Consider the following 20,761-nt stretch of genomic DNA (forward strand, 5'->3'; position numbering starts at 1 on the left):
ACCATCGCGGACAAGGACACGGTCGTGGCGCTGACGGCGACGAACACGTACACGCCGGTGCCGACGCCGTCGCCGACGCCGTCGCGTCCGGGCAGGCCGCTGGCCAGGACGGGTGCGTCGAACGTGCTCGTGCTGGGTGTGCTGGGCTCGGTGCTGGTGGCTGCCGGTGGTGTGGTGGTCGCGCTCAGGCGTCGTCGTGAGCAGGCCTGACGGCGGGGCGCCTGGGTGGCTGCTGGCTGTCCCTGGCCTGTCCTGACGGTGGTGTGAGCCGCCGCCGCTAGGAGCGTGAGCGTCCTCATCCCGGTGCCCCGGGGTGGGGGCGCTCACGTGTGCCGCCCCGGGTGGAGGCGAGCCCCACCACACCTACCACCAACAGCTGCGCCTGCGGTGTCTCTCACACCGTCAGGCGAGGGGCGTAGGTCTTGTGTCAGGATAGTATGATGCGGTTCTTGACGCGGGCTGCCGGCGCGCCTCGAGGACCTGACCGCTACGACGTGCCCTGTCCAGGTCCGGCTTGATGACTGTGAGAGACGAGAGTATGCAGACGCAGATGCGGAGCCTGGCGTCCAGGGGGGCGAGGTCGAGGGTGGTTGCCACCGCCCTGACGTTGCTGGCGGCCCTGGCCCTGGTGGTCCAGGGGCTCGCCGTGCCCGCGGTGGCCGCCCAGGCCAACACCCTGTCCAGCGTCAGGACCGCAACCGTCTTCGACGACGTGCCCTCCGGCTTCGGCGGGTTCAACATACTGAAGCTTGTCGGTGGCGACGCGCACGACGTGGTCCGCAAGGACACGGACTTCACGGTGGAGATCCGTTACGTCCTGCCCCGCACCGCCGACGTCTACCTGGGGTGGCAGCCGCCGGGGATCCTGGAGGAGGACAATATGTCCGGTTCCACGAGCATGACGTTGAAGGCCAATGACGCGGTCTCCTTTCCCGGGTCATTCCCTGCCGAGACCAGGATCATCCTGAGCGAGGACACGGCCAGCATCGTCCCCGCCCCGAACGGCTACACCTGGGGCGCCCCGGTCTTCACCATCGGAGACGAGCAGGGGCCGACAGGCACCTTGGTCATCGAGGACCAGAAGGCCACCGCGGTCCTGCTCGTCAACACGGCGACGCTCGTGCCCGTGCCGCCGGACCCGCAGCCCACTGCCGACCCGACATCTGCTCCTACTTCTGCCCTGAGCTCGGTGACACCGTCCGCCTCCCCGCCCGCTTCCAGCCCGAGGCCCGGCAGCTCGCTGGCTGCGACGGGGGCCGGCATCCTGGCTCCGCTCATGGCCAGCGGGGCTGCGCTGCTAGGCGGTGGCGTGCTCATGCGGCACCGTCGTCACAGCGGCTCCTGAGTGTGCCGGAGCCTGAGCGCGCCGGCGGCCAGGCGCGACTCAGGCCCTACACTCCCCAGCGTGCGCCTGACCGCTCTGCTGCCCCCACTGCTCCTAGACCCCACCACCGCTGACCTCGTCGCCGACGCGGGCCGCCACCGGCGCACCGACCGCAGCGTCGTCGTTGCCGCCGGGGCCCGGCCCGCCGTCCTGGCCGCCATGGCCTACGGGCAGCAGGGCGTCGCCCGCGCCGTCGGAGCTGAGGACCTGCCCCCCGCGGCGGGACAGACGCCTCCGGCTACCGAGGCCGCCGCCGGCGCCGGGCCACAGGGCGGCACCCCGCTCCTCGTCCTGACCGCCACCACCCGTGAGGCCGAGGACACCGCCGCCGCCCTCACCTGCTACCTGCCCGAGCACGACGTCGCCGTCTTCCCCGCCTGGGAGACCCTGCCCCACGAGCGCCTGTCCCCGCGTGCCGACACGGTCGCCGCCCGTCTCGCCGTCCTGCGCCGCCTGGCCCACCCCGAGGACGGACTCACCGACCCCTCCCGTGGCCCCATCCACGTCCTCGTCGTACCGGTCCGTGCCCTACTCGCCCCCGTCATCGACGGCCTGGGACAGCTCGAGCCCGTCACCCTCGCCGCAGGACTGGAGGCCGGGCTGGAAGCCACCGCCGCCCGCCTGGCCGACGCCGCCTACACCCGCGTGGACATGGTGGAGAACCGGGGCGAGCTCGCCGTCCGTGGTGGCATCCTCGACGTCTTCCCCCCCACGCAGCCGCGTCCCGTGCGCGTGGACTTCTTCGGCGACGAGGTCGAGTCCGTCTCCTCCTTCTCCGTCAGCGACCAGCGCACCGTCGAGGAGCTCGGCACCATCACCGCCTACCCCTGCCGCGAGCTCCTGCTCACCGAGGCCGTGCGCGAGCGCGCCCGACGGCTCCAAGGCGTCATCCCCGGGGCCAGCGACCTGCTTGAGAAGATCGCGGCAGGCATCCCCGTCGAGGGCATGGAGTCCCTCGCCCCCGTCCTCGTGCCGCGTATGGTCCCCCTGCTCGACCTCGTCGGCGACCGCCTCGTCGTCGGACTCGAGCCTGAGCGCCTGCGTAAGCGTGCCGAGGACCTCACCGCCACCACCCAGGAGTTCCTCGCCGCCGCCTGGACCAGCGCCGCCAACGGCGGGCAGGTGCCCGTGGACCTGTCAGCCGCCGCCTTCGCCCACCTTGCCGAGGCCCGAGCCCTCGCCCTGGCCACCAACCGCGGCTGGTGGTCGATGACCTCCCTCAAGGCCACGCCCGACACCGTCGAGCTGCCCCTGCGTGACCCCCGCGGCTACAGCGGCCGGCTCACTGAGGCCGTCACCGACCTCGGCGCGCTCGCCAAGGACGGCTGGAGCGTCGTCGTCACCACCCCCGGCCCCGGGCCCGCCCGCCGCATGGCCGAGCTCCTGTCCGACGCCGACGTCCCGTCGCGCATCGTCAGCCAGCTCGACGAGCCCGCCGATATCGCCCCCGACGGCGTCGTGCGCATCACCCAGGCCAGCGCAGGGCACAGCCTCGTGTCCGACGCGCTGCGCCTCGCCCTCATCGCTGAGTCGGACCTCACCGGCCGCGCCGCCACCGGTCCCCGTGAGCGCAAGGTCCTGCCCGCACGCCGCTCCCGCAAGAGCGTTGACCCCCTGTCCCTGCACCCCGGGGACCTCGTGGTCCACGCCCAGCACGGCGTCGGACGCTTCGTCGAGCTCACGCGCCGCCCCATCGGCTCCGGTAAGAGCGCCGCCACCCGCGAGTACCTCGTCATCGAGTACGCCACCTCCAAGAGGGGTCAGCCGGCCGACCGCCTCCTCGTGCCCACCGACGCCCTGGACCAGGTGAGCAAGTACGTCGGCTCCGACAACCCCGCCCTCAACAAGATGGGCGGCGCCGACTGGCAGAGGACCAAGTCCCGGGCCCGCAAGGCCGTGCGGGAGATCGCCGGCGAGCTCGTGCGCCTCTACGCCGCCCGGACCGCCACCACCGGACACGCCTTCGGCCCCGACACCCCCTGGCAGGCCGAGCTCGAGGAGGCCTTCCCCTACACCGAGACCCCCGACCAGCTCGCCACCATCGACGACGTCAAGGCCGACATGGAGAAGCCCCAGCCCATGGACCGCCTCATCTGCGGCGACGTCGGCTACGGCAAGACCGAGATCGCCGTGCGCGCAGCCTTCAAGGCCGTCCAGGACGGCAAGCAGGTCGCCGTCCTCGTGCCCACCACCCTGCTCGTCTCCCAACACGCCGAGACCTTCACCGAGCGCTACGCCGGCTTCCCCGTCACCGTCGCCCAGCTCTCCCGTTTCCAGTCCGACACCGAGTCCGAGAAGGTCCTTGAGGGCCTGGCTGCCGGCAGCATCGACGTCGTCGTCGGCACCCACCGCCTCATCACCGGGCAGGTGCGCTTCAAGGACCTCGGGCTCGTCATCATCGACGAGGAGCAGCGCTTCGGCGTCGAGCACAAGGAGACCCTCAAGGCCCTGCGCACCGACGTCGATGTCCTGTCCATGTCCGCCACCCCCATCCCCCGCACCCTGGAGATGGCCGTCACCGGCCTGCGCGAGATGTCCACCCTGGCCACCCCGCCCGAGGACCGCCACCCCATCCTCACCTACGTCGGCGCCTACGAGACCAAGCAGGTCAGCGCCGCCATCCGCCGCGAGCTCCTGCGCGACGGCCAGGTCTTCTACGTCCACAACCGCGTCGAGGACATCGACCGCGTCGCCGCCCGCCTCCAGGACGCGGTGCCCGAGGCCCGCGTCGCCACCGCCCACGGGCAGATGAGCGAGAACCGCCTCGAGGAGGTCATCGACCGCTTCTGGCACAAGGAGATCGACATCCTCGTGTGCACCACGATCGTCGAGACCGGCCTGGACGTGTCCAACGCCAACACGCTCATCGTGGACCGCGCCGACCGCTTCGGCCTGTCCCAGCTCCACCAGCTTCGTGGACGCGTCGGGCGTGGACGCGAGCGCGCCTACGCCTACTTCCTCTACCCCGCGGACAAGCCCCTGACCGAGACCGCCCTCGAGCGCCTGCGCACCATCGCCACCAACACGGACCTCGGCGCCGGCATGCAGGTGGCCATGAAGGACCTGGAGATCCGCGGCGCCGGCAACCTCCTGGGCGGCGAGCAGTCCGGGCACATCGCCGGCGTCGGCTTCGACCTGTACGTGCGCATGGTCTCTGAGGCCGTCGCCGCCTACAAGAAGGCCCTGGCCATCGATCCCGCCACCGCTGAGGACGCCGCCGCCCGTGCCGGCGAGGACGGGGCTGGGATCGACGAGGACCTGCGCGTCGAGCTGCCGGTGGACGCCACCATCCCCGAGGACTACGTGCCCCACGAGCGCCTGCGCCTGGAGGCCTACACCAAGTTCGCCGCCGCCCGCAGCGAGGAGGCCATCCGCGACGTCCTCGACGAGCTCACCGACCGCTACGGCCCCGTGCCCGAGGCCACCGGGCGCCTGGCGGCCCTCGCGCGCCTGCGCTCCCTCGCCGCCCGCCTTGGTGTGCGCGAGATCGTCGCCCAGGGACGCTCGATCCGCTTCGCGCCCGTCGACCTGCCCGAGTCCGGGCGCATGAGGCTCACCCGCCTGTACCCCGGCACGACGATGAAGCCCGCCACCCGCACCATCGTCGTGCCCGCCCCCGGCCAGGCCCGCATGGGAGGCGGCGCCATCGAGGGCGAGGAGCTGCTGCGCTGGGCCGAGGTGCTGCTGCACGCCGTCGTCGAGGGGGACGAGGCCTACGAGGTCGAGGCCACCAGGTACCGCCGGCGCAGGTGAGCGGGCCGGGGTGCGGGGAGTGCCGGCCGGGGGCCGGGCGTGACCGGGCCGATGCCGTCGGGCGCCCTGACGCCGTCAGTCACGCCGCAGGTGAACGACGCCTGAGGACCATGGCCCTCGTGATCCGGCCCTCATACCGGTAGTCTGGCCCTGCATCCTGACCCGATTAGCAAGGAGCATCCACAGTGGCCCTCATCGAGAACGTTCACGCCCGCGAGATCCTCGACTCCCGCGGCAACCCGACCCTCGAGGTCGAGATCCTGCTTGAGGACGGCGCCTCCGCTCGCGCCGCCGTCCCCTCCGGCGCCTCCACCGGCGCCTTCGAGGCCGTCGAGCTGCGTGACGGCGACAAGTCCCGCTACCTGGGCAAGGGCGTCGAGAAGGCCGTGGCCAACGTCAACGACATCATCGCGCCCGAGATCATCGGCTACGACGCCTCCGACCAGCGCGGCCTCGACCGCCTCATGATCGAGCTCGACGGCACCCCCAACAAGGGCAAGCTCGGCGCCAACGCCATCCTGGGTGTCTCCCTCGCCGCCGCCCAGGCCTCCGCCGAGTCCGCCGGCCTTGACCTCTTCCAGTACGTCGGCGGCCCGAACGCCCACGTCCTGCCCGTCCCGATGATGAACATCATGAACGGCGGCTCCCACGCCGACTCCAACGTTGACATCCAGGAGTTCATGATCGCCCCCATCGGCGCCAAGACCTTCCGTGAGGCCCTGCGCATGGGCGCCGAGGTCTACCACGCCCTCAAGGCCGTCGTGAAGGGCCGCGGCCTGTCCACCGGCCTGGGCGACGAGGGCGGCTTCGCCCCCAACCTCGACTCCAACCGTGAGGCCCTCGAGCTCATCGTCGAGGCCATCGAGAAGGCCGGCTACAAGCCCGGTGCCGACGTCGCCCTCGCCATGGACGTCGCCTCCAGCGAGTTCTTCAACGCGGAGACCAAGACCTACCAGTTCGAGGGCGAGGCCCGCGACAACGCCTACATGGTTGACTACTACGAGAAGCTCATCACCGACTTCCCGATCGTCTCCATCGAGGACCCGCTCTCCGAGGACGAGTGGGAGGACTGGAAGGCCCTGACCGACAAGGTCGGCGACCGCGTCCAGCTGGTCGGCGACGACTTCTTCGTCACCAACCCCGAGCGTCTGGCCAAGGGCATCGAGATGGGCGCCGCCAACGCCCTGCTCGTCAAGGTCAACCAGATCGGCTCCCTCACCGAGACCCTCGAGGCCGTCGAGATGGCCCACCGTGCCGGCTACAAGTCGATGACCTCCCACCGTTCCGGCGAGACCGAGGACGTCACCATCGCCGACCTCGCCGTCGCCACGAACTCCGGCCAGATCAAGACCGGTGCCCCCGCCCGTGGCGAGCGCATCAACAAGTACAACCAGCTCCTGCGCATCGAGGAGGCCCTGGGTGAGGACGCCGTCTACGCCGGCGCCTCCGCCTTCCCCCGCTTCAAGGCCTGAGCCCTGAGCTGAACGCACCGGTGCCCGGTCGCTGTCGGCCCTCGACGGTGCCCGGGCACCGGTGCGCCTGCCGCACCCTGCCCCCACCCCTGCCCCCGCGCCCCCACCCCCACCCCCACCCCTGCATCCCTCCTCCAACTCCTCGGTTTGCTCTCGAACTCCCTGGGCATGTGCCGTACGCTCGCGCGCAAACCGAGGAGTTGGGGCAGGATGCCCCCATGAGCCCCCGACGTCCCGTGCCCGCCCGCCCTGGCAGCCGCCCCGGCGCGCGCCCCTCGGGACGCCCAGCCTCACGCGCAGCATCCCCCGCCCCCGGCCGTGCCGCAGACCCTCCCACCGCGCCCCGCACCGGCTCGCGCTCCACGCCGCGTGCGGCACGCCCCGAGGCCGCCACCGCGCCCACGCCCGCGCACACCGTCCTGCACCTGGGCGGTGCCGACGGCGTGTCAGTGCCCGCCCGCGTCCTCGTCGTCGCCCTCGCGCTCCTGGTCTCCTTCATCATGACCTTCCCCTACCTGCGCGGCTACCTGACCCAGCGAGCCCAGTACGACGCGGTGCGCCAGGAGATCGCACAGGCCCAGGCCGTCTCCACCGCCCTCGAGGCCGAGCTCGCCAAGTGGCAGGACGACGACTACGTCCGCTCCCAGGCCCGCGAGCGCCTCTCCTACGTCATGCCGGGGGAGACCACCTACGTCGTCGTCGGGGCCGACGCCTTCGAGCAGGAGCAGTCCTCCACCGCCACCACCGCCTCGGGCGCCACCGCCCGCCCCTGGTACGAGATTGTGCGCGAGTCCGCGCGCCTGGCCGGACAGACCGGTGAGGCGGCGCGCACCGAGCCGGCCCAGCAGGGCTGGTCCACCGCCGTGCCCACCGTGCCGACGCCGAGCGCCGCCCCCACCGACACGTCCGCCTACTCCCGAACCACCGGTGAGCTGTGACCGAGAGGACCCCATGACCCAGACCGACGCCGTCACCGACGCCGACCTCGAGGCCCTGCGCGAGCAGCTCGGCCGCGTGCCGCGCGGGGTCGTGGCCATCGCCGCCCGCTGCGTGTGCGGGCGCCCCACCGTCGTGCGCACGGCGCCCCGCCTTCCCGACGGCTCGCCCTTCCCCACGAGCTACTACCTCACCCACCCCGCCGCCGTGAAGGGCTGCTCCACCCTGGAGGCCGAGCACCTCATGGAGGACTACAACGCCCTCCTGGCCGAGGACCCCGACGTCGCCGCCGCCTACGCCGCCGCCCACGAGGACTACCTCGCCCGCCGCGCCGAGCTCGGCACCCCCGAGGAGATCGACGGCGTCTCCGCCGGAGGCATGCCCACCCGCGTCAAGTGCCTGCACGCCCTGCTCGGACACGCCCTCGCCGCAGGCCCGGGCGTCAACCCCATCGGGGACCGGACCCTGGTCGTGCTGCGCGAACGCGGCCTGTGGGACCCCGCCCGCTGCAGCTGCTGACCCACGGCCCGAGGAGCACCATGACACGCGTCGCCGCCATCGACTGCGGGACCAACACCATCCGCCTGCTCGTCGCCGACCTCCTGCCAGGTCCCGACGGCGCCCCCGCCCTGGCGCCCCTCGCCCGTGAGAACGAGATCGTGCGCCTGGGCCAGGGGGTTGACCGCACCGGCCGGCTGGACGAGCAGGCGCTCGCCCGCACGCTCGCGGTCGTGGACGACTACGCCGAGCGGCTGCGCGGGCTCGGCGCGCAGCGGCTGCGCTTCGTCGCCACCTCCGCCACCCGTGACGCAGAGAACCGGGCCGTCTTCGTGGACGGCGTGCGCGAGCGCCTGGGCGTCGAGCCCGAGGTCGTCTCCGGCGAGGAGGAGGCCCGGCTGTCCTTCAGCGGGGCGCTGTCCGCCGCCCACGGGGCCCAGGAGACCACCCGCCTCGTCGTCGATCTCGGAGGGGGCTCCACCGAGCTCGTCCTGGGCACCAGCGCGCCCACCGCCGCCTACTCGATGGACACCGGCAGCGTGCGCGTCACCGAGCGCTACCTCGCCGACGGCGTCACCCCCGCCGCCGAGGCCGTGGCCCGCGCGCACGTGCGCGACCTGCTTGAGGTCGCGGGCCGCAGCGTGCCCGTGGAGCGCGCCACCGAGCTCGTCGGCCTGGCGGGGACCATCACAACCATCACCGCCCACGCCCTGGGGCTCAGCGACTTCGACCCCGAGGCCCTGGACGGCGCCCGCCTCAGCGTCGAGGACACCCTCGCCTCCTGCGAGGCGGTCCTGCACTCCACCCCAGCCGAGCGCGAGTCCTGGGGCTACCTGCGTCCCGGCCGGCGCGACGTCATCGCCGCAGGCGCCCTCGTGTGGTCCGAGGTGGTGGCCCACGCGGTCGAGCGCACCGCCGCCCTCGGCGCCCCGCTGACGACGACCACCACAAGCCTGCACGACATCCTCGACGGCATCGCCCTGTCCCTGGCGGTCCGGGCGTGAGCACCCCGGTCTCCTGGCCCGACGGCGCTCCCGGCAGGCTCACGGCGGCGCTGGCCGCCCTGCGGGCCGAGGTCGAGGTCGGAGGCGCCAGGGCCCCCGGCAGCCCGCGCGCGCCGCGTCCCGTCCCACTGGGCACCGCGGTGCTCGGCGGGACGCTCCCGCTCGTCGCCGTGGCCACCACCGCAGGCAGTGAGCCGGAGGCCGCGCGCCAGGCGCTGGCCGCCTCCACGCGGGGCGCCGACCTCGTCGAGCTGCGGGCCGACCTCATCGAGCCCGAGCCGGGCGCCCCGGCAGCCCCCCAGCACCTGGCCGCCGCCTGGACCTCACCGGGGCTGGCCGCCGCCCGCCTGCTCGCCGCCCGGCAACGCACCACCCCCCTGCTGCTCACCGTGCGCACCACTGCCGAGGCAGGGGGCGCCGACGTCGATGACGCCACCTACCGCCGCGCCCTGCTCACCGCGGCCGGCCTGATCGGCGAGGCCCGCTCCACCGGCCTGGCCGAGAACGTGCGTGCCATCGACGTCGAGATCGCCCGCGGCTGCCTGGGGGAGGTGTCCTCAGCCGCCCACGTGGCCGGGCTTGCCGTCGTCGCCTCCGCCCACTTCTTCACCTCCACGCCCAGCGAGGAGCAGGTCGTGTCCCTGCTGCGCCACATGCAGCAGGAGGGCGCGGACGCCGCCAAGCTGGCCGTCATGCCCCGTGGCGGCAGCGCCGGACACGACGACGTGCTCACCCTCCTGCGCGCAACTGCCCGGGCTCGCGCCGAGCTCGAGGTCCCCGTCATCACGATGTCCATGGGGGAGCAGGGCGTGCCCACCCGGATGGTCGGCGGGGTCTTCGGCTCCGCCCTCACCTTCGCCACCGCCGGGGCACGGGCCTCCGCACCCGGGCAGCCGCAGATCGCCGAGGTGCAGGGCGTCCTCGCCCGCCTGGCCTCCCAGCCCCTACCGCACTGAGCAAGGCCGTGGTGCGTGCGGGTGTCCGGCGTCACCGGGACCGGGCTCGCCCCTCACAGGCCACAGCCCGTAGAGTGACCACGTTGCCCCGGCGAGGGACACGCGCAGCGCGCGTGCATCCGTGATCGACGTGGTGGTGCCGGAAGGTGCTGCGCGTCGTCGCGCCACGCCGGACCACCACACCCGCGGGGCCCGCTCCCCGCCCGAACCGAGGAGACCCACATGGCCCACAACGCCATCAGCCTCAAGGCCACCGTCCGCACCGACTTCGGCAAGGGCTCCGCCCGCCAGGCCCGCCGCGACGGCCTCGTCCCCGTCGTCGTCTACGGCCACGGCACCGAGCCCCACCACCTGCTCCTGGACGAGCACACCACCCGCCTCGCCCTGCGCGGCAACGAGAACGCCCTCGTCGAGCTCGACGTCGATGGTGACAAGGTCCTCGCCCTGGCCAAGGACGTCCAGCGCCACCCGATCCGCCCGGGCGTCCAGCACGTTGACTTCCTCCTGGTCAACCGCAACGAGCGCGTCGAGGTCGAGGTGCCCGTCGTCCTCACCGGTGAGGCTGCCCCCGGCGCCCTGCCCATGATCGAGCTCGCGCACGTCCTCGTCTCCGCCCCCGCCGTCGAGATCCCCGAGGCCATCGAGATCGACGTCACCGAGATCGCCCCCGGCACCGTCATCACCGTCGCGGAGCTGTCCCTGCCCGCCCACGTCGAGGCCGTCACCGACGCCGAGACCGGCGTCGTCAACGTCGCCGCCGAGGCCGCCGTCGCTGACGACGCCGAGGAGACCGCTGAGGCCCCCGCCGCCGAGTGACCTGCACGGCACACACGCACGAGGAGCTCGTATGAGCGACCCCTGGCTCATCGTCGGGCTGGGGAACCCCGGGGCCCGGTACGCCCGCAACCGCCACAACGTCGGCCACATGGTCATCGACGTCCTGGCAGGGCGCACCGGGTCCCGGCTGTCCCGGCACAAGACCCGCGCCGAGGTCGCCGAGGCGCGCCTGGGCACCATGCCCGGCGGCGCCCCCGGCCCGCGCGTCATCCTCGCCACCCCCGCCACCTACATGAACACCTCCGGTGGCCCGGTCAAGGCGCTCGCCCAGTTCTACGGGGTCGAGCCCACCGAGCGGCTGCTCGTCATCCACGACGAGCTCGACATCCCCGCCCACGAGCTGCGGCTCAAGCGAGGCGGCGGCGAGGGCGGGCACAACGGCCTGCGCTCGCTCAGCCAGGCCCTGGGCACGCGCGGCTACGTGCGCCTGCGGGTGGGGGTCGGCCGTCCCCCCGGCCGCCAGGACCCGGCCGACTACGTCCTGTCCGACGTCCCGGCCCGCGAGCGCGAGGCCCTGGCCGTCACCCTCGAGCAGGCGGCCGACGCCGTCGAGGAGGTCGTCACCCTCGGCTTCGAGGCCGCCCAGCACAGGCTGCACCGCGGCTGAGGCGCGTGAGGAGGCGGCGCAGGCTAGGCCATGAGCCCCGTCTCGTAGGCCACCACGACCGCCTGCACGCGGTCACGCACATCCAGCTTCGCCAGCACGTTGCCGACGTGGGACTTGACCGTCGTCGCGGAGACCACCAGGTGCTCGGCGATCTCCGCGTTCGACATCCCCTGCGCCATGAGCACCAGGATCTCGTGCTCGCGCGGCGTGAGCGCCGCGATGCGCTCGTCCTGCACCACCGCCTCCTGGCCGTCCTGCGGCAGGTGCGAGGCGAACATCTCCAGCATCCGCTGCGTCACCCGCGGCGAGACGACTGCCTCGCCCGAGGCCACCGTGCGCACCGCCTCCGCCAGCTCCGCCGGGCGCGTGTCCTTGAGCAGGAAGCCGCTGGCCCCGGCGCGCAGGCCCGCGAAGGCGTACTCGTCCAGGTCGAAGGTCGTCAGGATGAGGACCCTCGTGCCCGGGCACTGGGCGGTGATCGCCTCGGTCGCCTCGATGCCGTTCATCCCCGGCATGCGCACGTCCATGAGGATGACGTCGGGCCGCAGCGCGCGCGCCTGCGCCAGCGCCGAGGCGCCGTCCGCAGCCTCACCGACCACCTCGATGCCGTCCTGCGCTTCCAGCACCATGCGGAAGCCCATACGCATGAGCGCCTGGTCATCCGCCAGCACGACGGTCACGGGGGCGGTGACCTCGTGTGAGCTCACAACGGTATCTGCCACGACGTGGTCCCTTCGTTGCTCTCGTCCCAGCGCAGGACCGCACGCACCCGCCAGCCGGTGGGTGTGGGGCCCGCGTCCACGGTCCCACCATAGACGGCGGCCCGCTCCCTCATGCCGATGAGCCCCTTGCCAGAGCCGTGCACCGGGCTCGTCCCCGGGGCGGCGTCATTGTCCACCGTGAGGACGGCGGTGCCCGTGCGTCGCACGAGCCTCACGAGCACCCGCCGCGTCGTCGGCGCGTAGCGCAGCACATTCGTCAGGGACTCCTGGGCGATGCGGAAGACCGTCAGCTGCAGGCCCTTGTCCTCAGGCAGCGGCTCGCCGACCCACTCGTAGTCCACCGGCACCCCCGCGGCCGTGAAGCGCTCGACCAGGGTCTCCAGGTCCGAGGACTCGGGGGCCGGCGCCGTCGGCAGGTCCCCCGCGGAGGGGTCGGCGGTGGTCGCCGTGAGCCGCAGGGCCTCGATCTGCGCCGAGGCCTGCGTGGGTGCCACGGTGCCCGGCACAGCGAACTCGGGCACGGGCAGCGCCCGCACGGTGGGCACCGCCCCGCTCGCTGCCGTGGGCGGCGCGCCCGCACCGGGCGCTGTGGCCAGGGCGGGCCTCAGGGCCGGGTCAGAGGAGGCGCCCGGGTCGTCCCGCAGCACCCCCACCAGCCGCCGGGTGTCGGCCAGGGCCGAGCGGCCGGTCTCCGCCAGGACGCCCAGCGCCTCCTTGGCCATCTGCGGGTTGCGCTCCACCGCCGCGGCGGCGCCGTCGGCCATCGTCACCATGACCGCCAGGGAGTGGGCGATGATGTCGTGCATCTCCCGGGCGATACGGCTGCGCTCAGTGGCTGAGGCCAGCGCCGCCGCCTGCTCACGGGCCAGGGCGAGACGGTCGTTGCGCTGGGCGAGCTCGATGAGCTGGGCCCGCTGGATGCGCAGGATGATGCCCGTGAGCGTGCCAATGACGTTGATGAGCGCGTAGGGCATGAGGACCTCCACGAAGCCGAGGTGCAGGAGGTTGGGCACGCCGTGCTGAAGGCGCTCGCACAGGATGGACACGAGTGTGGAGGCCACGCAGGCCGCCCACGCCCACCCTAGGTGGCCACGTGAGGCGAGGGTCATGAGCACCACCGGGGTGCCGATGAGTGTCAGCGCCGGCAGGGCCCACGCCACGTGGCCGGCGCTGGCGCCGCCCGCCCCCGTCAGGTGCGCGACGACGAGGGCGTGCGCCAGGGGCACGAAGGTGACCAGGCCCCAGGACACGAGCGGGAGCAGCCTGCGCAGGAAGAGGCCGACGACGCTCAGGAGGGTGGAGGCCACGGCGGCCGCGACGATGAGGCGGGCGCCGGCGGACTCGGTCACAGGCGTGCTCATCAGGGGTGCGAGGCCCAGGGGGATGTTGAGCAGGAGGACGGCCGCGGCGACGAGTGCGTCCGTCAGCAGGACGTGGGCCTCGTACCAGCGCACGAGGCGGCGTGTGGAGGGAGGGACGCTCACGGCTGGTACCTCTGGGGTGGTCATGGCCTCATTGTCCCCGCACCCTCACCGGGGCCGGTGACGTGTCAGGCGTCGCGGCGCGAGAAGACGACGGCGGCGAGCACCATCGGGACCAGGGCCCACAGGGCGAAGCCCAGGGCGGCCTGCCAGTGCTCGAGGAAGGTGACGGTGCCCGGCTGTCCCCACTGCTGGATGGCTCCGAAGGGGTCGTAGACGGCGCGGGCGAGCACGCCCGGCTCAAGGGCCCGGACGGTGGTCGCCCACTCCCACTTCATCGCGGCGAGGGCGAGGGGGATGTCCACGACGAAGAGCAGCGACAGGACCAGGGTGACGGCCCCGGCAGTGGAGCGCATGAGGAAGCCCAGCCCCATGGCGAGCATGGCCGTGCCGGCGTAGGTCAGGCCCGTGCCCCACACGAAGCCGAGGTAGGTGGCGTCGGTCAGGGAGCCGGCCGCCTCACCAGCGAAGGGGACGGAGGCCACCCAGGCGAGGACCACTGACAGGGTGCCGATGACGAAGCTGAACAGGGACAGCACGGTGGCCTTGGCCAGCAGCAGGCGCCCGCGGCGGGGCACGGCCGCCAGGCTCGAGTGGATCTGCCCGGAGGTGTACTCCCCGGTGATCGCCAGGGCGCCGAGCACGGCGACGACGATCTGACCGAGCTGGGTGCCGCCGACGACATTGGCCCAGGGCTTGGGGTCCTCCATCTGGTGCAGGGCGATGACGAGCGCCGCACCGAAGCCGGCGGTGAGCAGGACCGCGAGGGCAGCGGTGACCCAGGTCGAGCGCAGGGTGCGCAGCTTGACCCACTCCGAGCGCAGCGCCCGCCAGAAGGCCTGGCCTGCGCGGCCCGAGGAGGCTGCTGCCTGGGCGGCGGGGGCGCGGTGTGCCGCGGAGCGCCGTGAGGCGGTGGAGGGCTGGGCGGGGGAGGGGCTGGTGGTCATGTCGGGCTCCATCGAGGACTCCAGGGAGGAGAAGGTGTGGGTCATGGGGGTGGTGGCACTCATGTCAGCGCGTTGACGAGGCGCGGTGGGAGGTGTGGGCGCCGCCCGCGGTGGCAGCCGGGGCTCCGGCGGCGTACTCGACCTCGCCGCCGGTCAGCTCCAGGTAGGCCTCCTCCAGGGAGGCGCGCTGCGTGGTGAGCTCGTGCAGGACGATGCCGTGTGAGGCCGCGGCCTCGCCGATGCGTGCGGCCGGCACGGTCGTTGTCGTGAGCGTGTCCGGTGCGGCGAGCTGGGTCTGGACGCCGTCGGCAGCCAGGAGCTCGGCCAGGCGGCCGGCGTCGGGGGACACGACCCGTACGACGTCGCTGGTGGCGGAGGCGATGACCTCGTCCACGGGGCCAGAGGTGAGGATGTGCCCCCGGCCGATGACGATGAGGTGGTCCGCGGTCATGGACATCTCGCTCATGAGGTGGGAGGAGATGAACACGGTGCGCCCCTGGGCCGCCAGCGAGCGGCAGGTCTCGCGCACCCACTTGACGCCCTCGGGGTCCAGGCCGTTGACCGGCTCGTCGAAGATGAGCACCTGCGGGTCGCCGAGAAGCGCCGCGGCGATCCCCAGGCGCTGGCCCATGCCCAGGCTGAAGCCCTTGACCCTCTTGCCGGCGACGGAGGTCAGTCCCGTGGTCTCAAGGACCTCGTCCACGCGCCGGGTGGGGATGCCGTTGGAGACCGCCAGCTGGGTGAGGTGGGCCCGGGCGGTGCGCGAGCCGTGCAGGCCCTTGGCGTCGAGCAGGGCGCCGACCTCGCGCAGCGGCGTGGCCAGCTCCCGGTAGGGGCGGCCGTTGACCGTGACGGTGCCGCTGGTGGGCTTGTCCAGTCCCATGATCATGCGCATCGTCGTTGACTTGCCAGCGCCGTTGGGGCCGAGGAAGCCGGTGACGCTTCCGGGCTCGACGGTGAAGGAGATGTTGTCAACGGCGGTCTTGGAGCCGTAGCGCTTGGTGAGACCGACGGCTTCGATCATGGGGATCAGCTCGTTTCTGGACGGCGGGCGCTTCGGCCGGCGGGTGCCGACGCCGCGTGTGCCCCCAGGCTAGGAGGCGTCGTTGCGCGGGCCCTCGGCCGGGGTGACGACATCCGTGGAGCGCGGTGACGGGTCCTGCGGCGGAGTCCTCTCCTCCTCAAGGAGGAGGGACGGGGCCGCCCGGGGCCCAGGTGCCGTCCAGGAATGTGGGGCACAATGCGGCTGTTGTGCCACGCAGGTGCTGACGGGCCGGCTCGCCGGACGCCGTCGGCCCCGCACGTGGCCCCGTCCGAGAAGGAAACACAGGACATGAGCAACCCGTTCTTTGACCGCAACCCGGCCTTCAAGCAGGGGGCGACGGCGACGTCCACCCGCACTCCTGCGGGCTACCCGACGATGCCCGGCTACGAGCCCGGCCGTCAGAGCCAGCAGCAGACGGGCTACGCCCCGGGCTCCTACGGCTACCAGGGCCAGCAGCAGACGCAGCAGGGGCAGGTCTACGGCCAGCAGCCCTACCAGCAGTACGGGCAGGTCAGCCCCGAGCAGCTCGCCGGGCTCGAGGCCCAGTACGGCGCGCCTGCCGCCACCAACGTCGATCGAGGGCGCATGACCTACGACGACGTCATCATGCGCACCGCCGTCCTGCTCGGTGTCATCGTCGTGGTTGGCGCAGTGTCCTGGATGCTGGCCACCAGCTCCGCCACCGCCGGCTTCGGCTTCATGGCGATGGCGGCCGGAAGCGTGGGCGCCCTGGTCATGGGCCTGGTCAACTCCTTCAAGAAGGAGCCCAGCCCGGCGCTCATCCTCGCCTACGCCGTCTTCGAGGGCATGATGCTCGGCGCCGTCTCCGGCGTCATGGAGCTCGTCTACCCCGGAATCGTCATGCAGGCCGTGGCCGGGACCGTCGCCACTTTCGGCGTCGTGCTCGCCGCCTACAAGGTCGGAGAGTTCCGTCTCAGTGGCAAGGCCTCGAGGATCCTCCTGGTCGCCATGGGCGGTTACCTCCTCTTCAGCCTCCTCAACCTCGTCCTCATGCTCGCCGGGCTCGTGAGCGACCCCTGGGGCCTGCGGGGCGCCACCGTCATGGGGGTCCCGCTGGGCCTGCTCATCGGTGGGCTCGCCGTCGTCATGGCCGCTTTCAGCCTTGTCGTGGACTTCGAGTCGATCCAGCGCGGTGTCGAGCGCGGCCTGCCCACCCGCTACGCCTGGGCCGGGGCCTTCGGGCTCACCGTCACCCTCGTGTGGCTCTACGTTGAGATCCTCAGGATCCTCGCGATCGTTCGAGGCAACGACTGAGCACAGGCCCCGGTGCCCGGCTGCGCGCGCTGCGGCCGGGCGCCCGCTAGGCTCGAGCCATGATCAACCTCAACATGCCCACGGTCGAGGGCGCCAAGGGCGCCAAGCCTGTCCTCACCTTCTCCTCCTCTGAGGCCCCCGAGGGCCTGCAGGTCCAGGTGCTCGACGCCGGCGACGGCCAGGTCGTCGAGGCAGGGGACCACATCGTCTGCCACTACCTTGGCCAGTGCTGGGACGGCAAGGTCTTCGACAACTCCTACGACCGCGGCGCCCCGCTGGACTTCCAGATCGGCGTGGGCATGGTCATCCGAGGCTGGGACGATGGCCTCGTCGGCCAGCGGGTTGGCAGCCGTGTGCTGCTGTCCATCCCCTCTGAGCTCGGTTACGGCGACCGTGGCGTGCCCCAGGCCGGCATCAAGGGTGGCGACACCCTCGTCTTCGTCACGGAGATCCTGGGCGTCATGTGACGCCTGCCGCACCTGCGGCGCTTGCGCACCTCGCCCCGCCCCGGCCCTCCCGGCCGCGGCGGGGCGATGCCGTGTGCTCCGGGGCGCGTGTGCCTCGGAGCGCGTGGGGCGGCAGGGCCCCGGTGAACAGATGCGCACGCCGCCTTGAGGGCGGCGTGCGCATCTGGTGGTGCTGCGGCGCGGGGCAGTGGGTCCCGCTGTGCCGGGTCAGGCGCGGCGGGTGCGCTTGAGCGCGAGGGCTCCGGCGCCCGTCAGGCCCAGGGCGGCGACGAGCGCGCCCAGGCCCGGGGCTCCGGTGCGCGCGAGGGAGCCGGAGGCTGCGCTACCCGGGCGGCCGGGCTGTGAGGGGGCGGCGGAGCCGGACGGCGCGGCCTGGCTGGACGTGGGGCCGGCAGTGGGGCCCGCGGTGGGGCCCGCGGTGGGGCCCGCGGTGGGGCCCGCGGTGGGGTCGGCGGTCGGCGCGGGGGCGGCCTTGGTCGTCACGCGGAAGGAGGGGGCTGTCGCAGGCGTGCCGTCAACGAGGACCTCCGGGGCGTAGGTGGCCTCGGCGCCGTGGGTGGCGGGGGCCTCCCGGGTGACCTCCACCTCGGCCGTCCAGGTGCCGTCCTCGTCCACCGTCCCGGTGACCGGCTGGCCGTCAACGGTGACGACGGGCGCGGTGGTGGGAGCGACGGGGTCCGCAGCGGCGGGCTGCGCCTGGGAGCCCAGGTTCCAGGCCGCCAGGTTCTCGCCGCCGTAGCCGCCCCGGCGGAAGGCCGTGAGCCTCGCTCCGCCCTCGGGCACCGTGCACGTGACGGTCACCTCCTGGCCCGGGGCCAGCTGGTGCTCCGCGGGGGTGCAGGTGCCGCCGGGCAGCTCGGCGCCCTGGTCGTTGGTGACGTGCAGGCGCATGTCGGCGGACAGAGGGAAGATGCCGCCGGAGTTCTTGATGAGCAGCGAGGCCTGGCGCGGGGCGGTCGCCGGGACCTGCGAGGGGACCGTGACCCGGTAGCTCCTCGTGACCGTGCTGGACGGCTCGACGTCCAGGGCGTCGGCCGGCGAGCTCAGCAGCTCGACCTGAGGGGTGCCCCAGGCGGTCTCGGGGGCGGGCTGGTCAGCGGTGTAGGAGGCCACGAGGCTGCCGGACCTGCCCGGCCCGCCGCACTGGTGGCCCGTTCCGACGCAGCTCAGGGACGGCGGCTCCGGGGCGGTGGCGGCGGTGGCCGCGGTGGCGGGCAGCAGGACGCCCCCGGCCATGAGGGCGACGGTGGCGGCCGCAGCGAGCGGGTGACGGAGTCTCATGGGGAACCTCAATCAAGACACGGGACAACAAGTGAGGAAAGCCTATCCGTAGGCCCTGGTCGCCTGGCGCCCTGCGTGGGGTGCCGTGGCTCAACTCACGTACCCAGGGGGTCCGCCCAGTGGCCGGTCCCACCGGCGGAGGTGACGCCGTGACCGCTAACCTGGCCGCTGTCAGCACCCGGCACGCACAAGGAGATCCCATGCCCCGCTACCGCAGCGCCACCTCCACCAGCGGCCGCAACATGGCCGGTGCCCGCGCGCTCTGGCGGGCCACCGGTGTCAAGGACTCCGACTTCGGCAAGCCCATCATCGCCATCGCCAACTCCTTCACCGAGTTCGTCCCCGGGCACGTCGGCCTGCGTGACGTCGGCAGGATCGTCGCCGAGCAGGTTCAGGCCGCCGGCGGCATTGCCAAGGAGTTCAACACCATCGCCGTCGACGACGGCATCGCCATGGGCCACGACGGCATGCTCTACTCCCTGCCCAGCCGCGACATCATCGCGGACTCGGTGGAGTACATGGTCAACGCCCACTGCGCCGACGCCATCGTGTGCATCTCCAACTGCGACAAGATCACCCCCGGCATGCTCATGGCCGCCCTGCGGCTCAACATCCCCACGGTCTTCGTCTCCGGCGGGCCCATGGAGTCCGGCAAGATGACCGCCAACGACGGCACCACCCGCAAGCTCGACCTCATTGACGCGATGATGGACGCCGCCGACCCCACCGTCTCCGACGAGACCATCAGCGTCATCGAGCGCCTGGCCTGCCCCACCTGCGGCTCCTGCTCCGGCATGTTCACCGCCAACTCCATGAACTGCCTCACCGAGGCGCTGGGCCTCGCCCTGCCGATGAACGGCACCCTGCTGGCCACCCACGCGGACCGCGGCGAGCTCTTCCGCCAGGCCGGCCGTCAGGTCGTCGAGATCGCCAAGCGCTACTACGAGCAGGACGACGCCAGCGTGCTGCCCCGCTCGATCTGCACCAAGGCCGCCTTCGAGAACGCCATGAGCCTGGACATCGCCATGGGTGGCTCCACCAACACGGTCCTGCACCTGCTCGCCGCCGCCCAGTCCGCCGAGGTGGACTTCACCATGGCGGACATCGACCGTCTCTCGCGCGTCGTGCCGCACCTGTGCAAGGTCGCCCCCTCCACCAACCTCGTCCACATCGAGGACGTCCACCGCGCCGGCGGCATCATGGGCATCCTCGGGGAGATCGACCGCGCGGGCCTGCTCGACACGACGACGACCAACGTCCTGGGCACCACCCTGCGCGCCACCCTCGACGAGTACGACGTCGCCCGCCCCGGCGCCGAGGTCTGCGACGCCGTGCGCAGCGGCTACCTCGCCGCCCCGGCGGGTGTGCGCACCACCCAGATGTTCTCCCAGGCCTCACGTTGGGAGCACCTGGACACCGACCGTGCCGAGGGCGCCATCCGTGACCGCGCCCACGCCTTCTCCCAGGACGGGGGCCTGGCGGTGCTCTTCGGCAACATCGCTGAGAAGGGCTGCATCGTCAAGACCGCGGGCGTGGACGCCTCCATCCTCACCTTCACCGGCCCTGCCGTCGTCTTCGAGTCCCAGGAGGACGCCGTCGAGGGCATCCTGGGTGGGGCGGTGGCCAGTGGTGACGTCGTCGTCATCAGCCACGAGGGCCCGCGCGGCGGGCCCGGCATGCAGGAGATGCTCTACCCGACGACCTACATCAAGTCGATGCACCTGGGCAAGGAGTGCGCCCTGCTCACCGACGGCCGCTTCTCCGGCGGCACCTCCGGCCTGTCCATCGGCCACGTCTCCCCGGAGGCGGCCGCCGGCGGGCTCATCGGCCTGGTCCAGACCGGAGACCTCATCGAGATCGACATCCCCCGCCGCTCGATCGTCCTCAAGGTCGATGAGGCCGAGATCGCCCGGCGGCGCGCCATCGAGGAGGCCCGCGGTGAGGCCGCCTGGAGCCCGCACACCCAGCGTCCGCGTCAGGTGAGCACGGCGCTGCGCGCCTACGCGATGCTCGCCACCTCCGCCGACCTCGGGGCCGTTCGGGACCTGAGCAGGCTGCCGCGCTACTGAGCGCCCCGCGAGGTGCCCGGGTAGCCA

The 20,761-nt window shown here is 72.7% G+C and carries 18 protein-coding genes; 13 read left to right on the forward strand and 5 right to left on the reverse strand.

Features of this window, described 5'->3' with window-relative positions:
• From ACSJJR_RS06110 to pth, 10 genes are all read left to right on the forward strand, one after another.
• The coding region (locus ACSJJR_RS06110) for an LPXTG cell wall anchor domain-containing protein (protein WP_435942689.1) at window positions 1-210 on the forward strand (210 nt) is incomplete at its 5' end.
• A gap of 376 nt (window positions 211-586) precedes the next feature.
• Window positions 587-1,345: a hypothetical protein gene (locus ACSJJR_RS06115; RefSeq protein WP_435942690.1), complete on the forward strand. Its 759-nt coding sequence runs from the start codon at window positions 587-589 to the stop codon at window positions 1,343-1,345.
• A 60-nt stretch (window positions 1,346-1,405) separates the two neighbouring features.
• On the forward strand, window positions 1,406-5,137 hold the full coding sequence (gene mfd, locus ACSJJR_RS06120; RefSeq protein WP_435942691.1) for a transcription-repair coupling factor: 3,732 nt from the start codon (window positions 1,406-1,408) through the stop codon (window positions 5,135-5,137).
• 185 nt (window positions 5,138-5,322) lie between these two features.
• Window positions 5,323-6,609, forward strand: coding sequence for a phosphopyruvate hydratase (gene eno, locus ACSJJR_RS06125; protein ID WP_435942692.1), 1,287 nt, complete (start codon window positions 5,323-5,325; stop codon window positions 6,607-6,609).
• Window positions 6,610-6,827: 218 nt separating this feature from the next.
• The gene (locus ACSJJR_RS06130; RefSeq protein WP_435942693.1) at window positions 6,828-7,547 is read left to right on the forward strand and encodes a septum formation initiator family protein; all 720 of its coding nucleotides are present in this window, start codon (window positions 6,828-6,830) and stop codon (window positions 7,545-7,547) included.
• Window positions 7,548-7,560: 13 nt separating this feature from the next.
• A complete protein-coding gene (locus ACSJJR_RS06135) occupies window positions 7,561-8,064 on the forward strand; it encodes a DUF501 domain-containing protein (RefSeq protein ID WP_435942694.1) in 504 nt (167 codons plus the stop codon).
• A gap of 20 nt (window positions 8,065-8,084) precedes the next feature.
• Window positions 8,085-9,047, forward strand: a complete 963-nt coding sequence (locus ACSJJR_RS06140; protein ID WP_435942695.1) for a Ppx/GppA phosphatase family protein — start codon at window positions 8,085-8,087, stop codon at window positions 9,045-9,047.
• Window positions 9,044-10,003, forward strand: coding sequence for a type I 3-dehydroquinate dehydratase (locus tag ACSJJR_RS06145; protein WP_435942696.1), 960 nt, complete (start codon window positions 9,044-9,046; stop codon window positions 10,001-10,003). Before ACSJJR_RS06140 ends, ACSJJR_RS06145 begins: the two co-directional genes overlap by 4 nt.
• 222 nt (window positions 10,004-10,225) lie before the next feature.
• Window positions 10,226-10,819 (forward strand): 50S ribosomal protein L25/general stress protein Ctc, encoded by a 594-nt coding sequence (locus ACSJJR_RS06150; RefSeq protein ID WP_435942697.1) that lies wholly within the window; start codon window positions 10,226-10,228, stop codon window positions 10,817-10,819.
• Between the two features lie 31 nt (window positions 10,820-10,850).
• Window positions 10,851-11,447: an aminoacyl-tRNA hydrolase gene (pth, locus tag ACSJJR_RS06155; protein WP_435942698.1), complete on the forward strand. Its 597-nt coding sequence runs from the start codon at window positions 10,851-10,853 to the stop codon at window positions 11,445-11,447.
• Between the two features lie 23 nt (window positions 11,448-11,470).
• Here pth and ACSJJR_RS06160 read toward each other — a convergent pair whose 3' ends face one another.
• Genes ACSJJR_RS06160 through ACSJJR_RS06175 form a run of 4 tightly spaced genes read right to left on the reverse strand, consistent with a single transcriptional unit; the run spans window position 11,471 to window position 15,621 of the window.
• On the reverse strand, window positions 11,471-12,169 hold the full coding sequence (locus ACSJJR_RS06160; protein ID WP_435942699.1) for a response regulator: 699 nt from the start codon (window positions 12,167-12,169) through the stop codon (window positions 11,471-11,473).
• A complete protein-coding gene (locus ACSJJR_RS06165; protein ID WP_435942700.1) occupies window positions 12,151-13,677 on the reverse strand; it encodes a histidine kinase in 1,527 nt (508 codons plus the stop codon). Before ACSJJR_RS06165 ends, ACSJJR_RS06160 begins: the two co-directional genes overlap by 19 nt.
• 41 nt (window positions 13,678-13,718) lie before the next feature.
• Window positions 13,719-14,660, reverse strand: a complete 942-nt coding sequence (locus ACSJJR_RS06170; RefSeq protein WP_435942701.1) for an ABC transporter permease subunit — start codon at window positions 14,658-14,660, stop codon at window positions 13,719-13,721.
• A 1-nt stretch (window position 14,661) separates the two neighbouring features.
• Window positions 14,662-15,621 (reverse strand): ABC transporter ATP-binding protein, encoded by a 960-nt coding sequence (locus ACSJJR_RS06175; RefSeq protein WP_435942702.1) that lies wholly within the window; start codon window positions 15,619-15,621, stop codon window positions 14,662-14,664.
• A gap of 309 nt (window positions 15,622-15,930) precedes the next feature.
• On the opposite strand from ACSJJR_RS06175, the gene ACSJJR_RS06180 reads away from it, so the two are divergent.
• Window positions 15,931-16,917, forward strand: coding sequence for a Bax inhibitor-1/YccA family protein (locus ACSJJR_RS06180; RefSeq protein WP_435942703.1), 987 nt, complete (start codon window positions 15,931-15,933; stop codon window positions 16,915-16,917).
• Between the two features lie 59 nt (window positions 16,918-16,976).
• Window positions 16,977-17,384 (forward strand): FKBP-type peptidyl-prolyl cis-trans isomerase, encoded by a 408-nt coding sequence (locus tag ACSJJR_RS06185; protein ID WP_435942704.1) that lies wholly within the window; start codon window positions 16,977-16,979, stop codon window positions 17,382-17,384.
• Window positions 17,385-17,591: 207 nt separating this feature from the next.
• On the opposite strand, the gene ACSJJR_RS06190 is transcribed toward ACSJJR_RS06185, so the two are convergent.
• Window positions 17,592-18,665 (reverse strand): hypothetical protein, encoded by a 1,074-nt coding sequence (locus ACSJJR_RS06190; protein ID WP_435942705.1) that lies wholly within the window; start codon window positions 18,663-18,665, stop codon window positions 17,592-17,594.
• Between the two features lie 200 nt (window positions 18,666-18,865).
• Between ACSJJR_RS06190 and ilvD the strand changes: the two genes are divergently transcribed.
• A complete protein-coding gene (gene ilvD / locus ACSJJR_RS06195) occupies window positions 18,866-20,734 on the forward strand; it encodes a dihydroxy-acid dehydratase (protein ID WP_435942706.1) in 1,869 nt (622 codons plus the stop codon).
• Window positions 20,735-20,761 lie beyond the last annotated feature (27 nt).

The sequence above is a fragment of the Actinomyces sp. W5033 genome, assembly GCF_051303165.1.

Bases quoted from the DNA above. Each gene is read 5' to 3' on its own strand.
- ACSJJR_RS06130 (WP_435942693.1), top strand. From the start codon at position 6,828: ATGAGCCCCCGACGTCCCGTGCCCGCCCGCCCTGGCAGCCGCCCCGGC.
- ACSJJR_RS06135 (WP_435942694.1), top strand. From the start codon at position 7,561: ATGACCCAGACCGACGCCGTCACCGACGCCGACCTCGAGGCCCTGCGC.
- ACSJJR_RS06140 (WP_435942695.1), top strand. From the start codon at position 8,085: ATGACACGCGTCGCCGCCATCGACTGCGGGACCAACACCATCCGCCTG.
- ACSJJR_RS06150 (WP_435942697.1), top strand. From the start codon at position 10,226: ATGGCCCACAACGCCATCAGCCTCAAGGCCACCGTCCGCACCGACTTC.
- pth (WP_435942698.1), top strand. From the start codon at position 10,851: ATGAGCGACCCCTGGCTCATCGTCGGGCTGGGGAACCCCGGGGCCCGG.
- ACSJJR_RS06165 (WP_435942700.1), bottom strand. From the start codon at position 13,677: ATGACCACCCCAGAGGTACCAGCCGTGAGCGTCCCTCCCTCCACACGC.
- ACSJJR_RS06170 (WP_435942701.1), bottom strand. From the start codon at position 14,660: ATGAGTGCCACCACCCCCATGACCCACACCTTCTCCTCCCTGGAGTCC.
- ACSJJR_RS06175 (WP_435942702.1), bottom strand. From the start codon at position 15,621: ATGATCGAAGCCGTCGGTCTCACCAAGCGCTACGGCTCCAAGACCGCC.
- ACSJJR_RS06180 (WP_435942703.1), top strand. From the start codon at position 15,931: ATGAGCAACCCGTTCTTTGACCGCAACCCGGCCTTCAAGCAGGGGGCG.
- ACSJJR_RS06185 (WP_435942704.1), top strand. From the start codon at position 16,977: ATGATCAACCTCAACATGCCCACGGTCGAGGGCGCCAAGGGCGCCAAG.
- ACSJJR_RS06190 (WP_435942705.1), bottom strand. From the start codon at position 18,665: ATGAGACTCCGTCACCCGCTCGCTGCGGCCGCCACCGTCGCCCTCATG.
- ilvD (WP_435942706.1), top strand. From the start codon at position 18,866: ATGCCCCGCTACCGCAGCGCCACCTCCACCAGCGGCCGCAACATGGCC.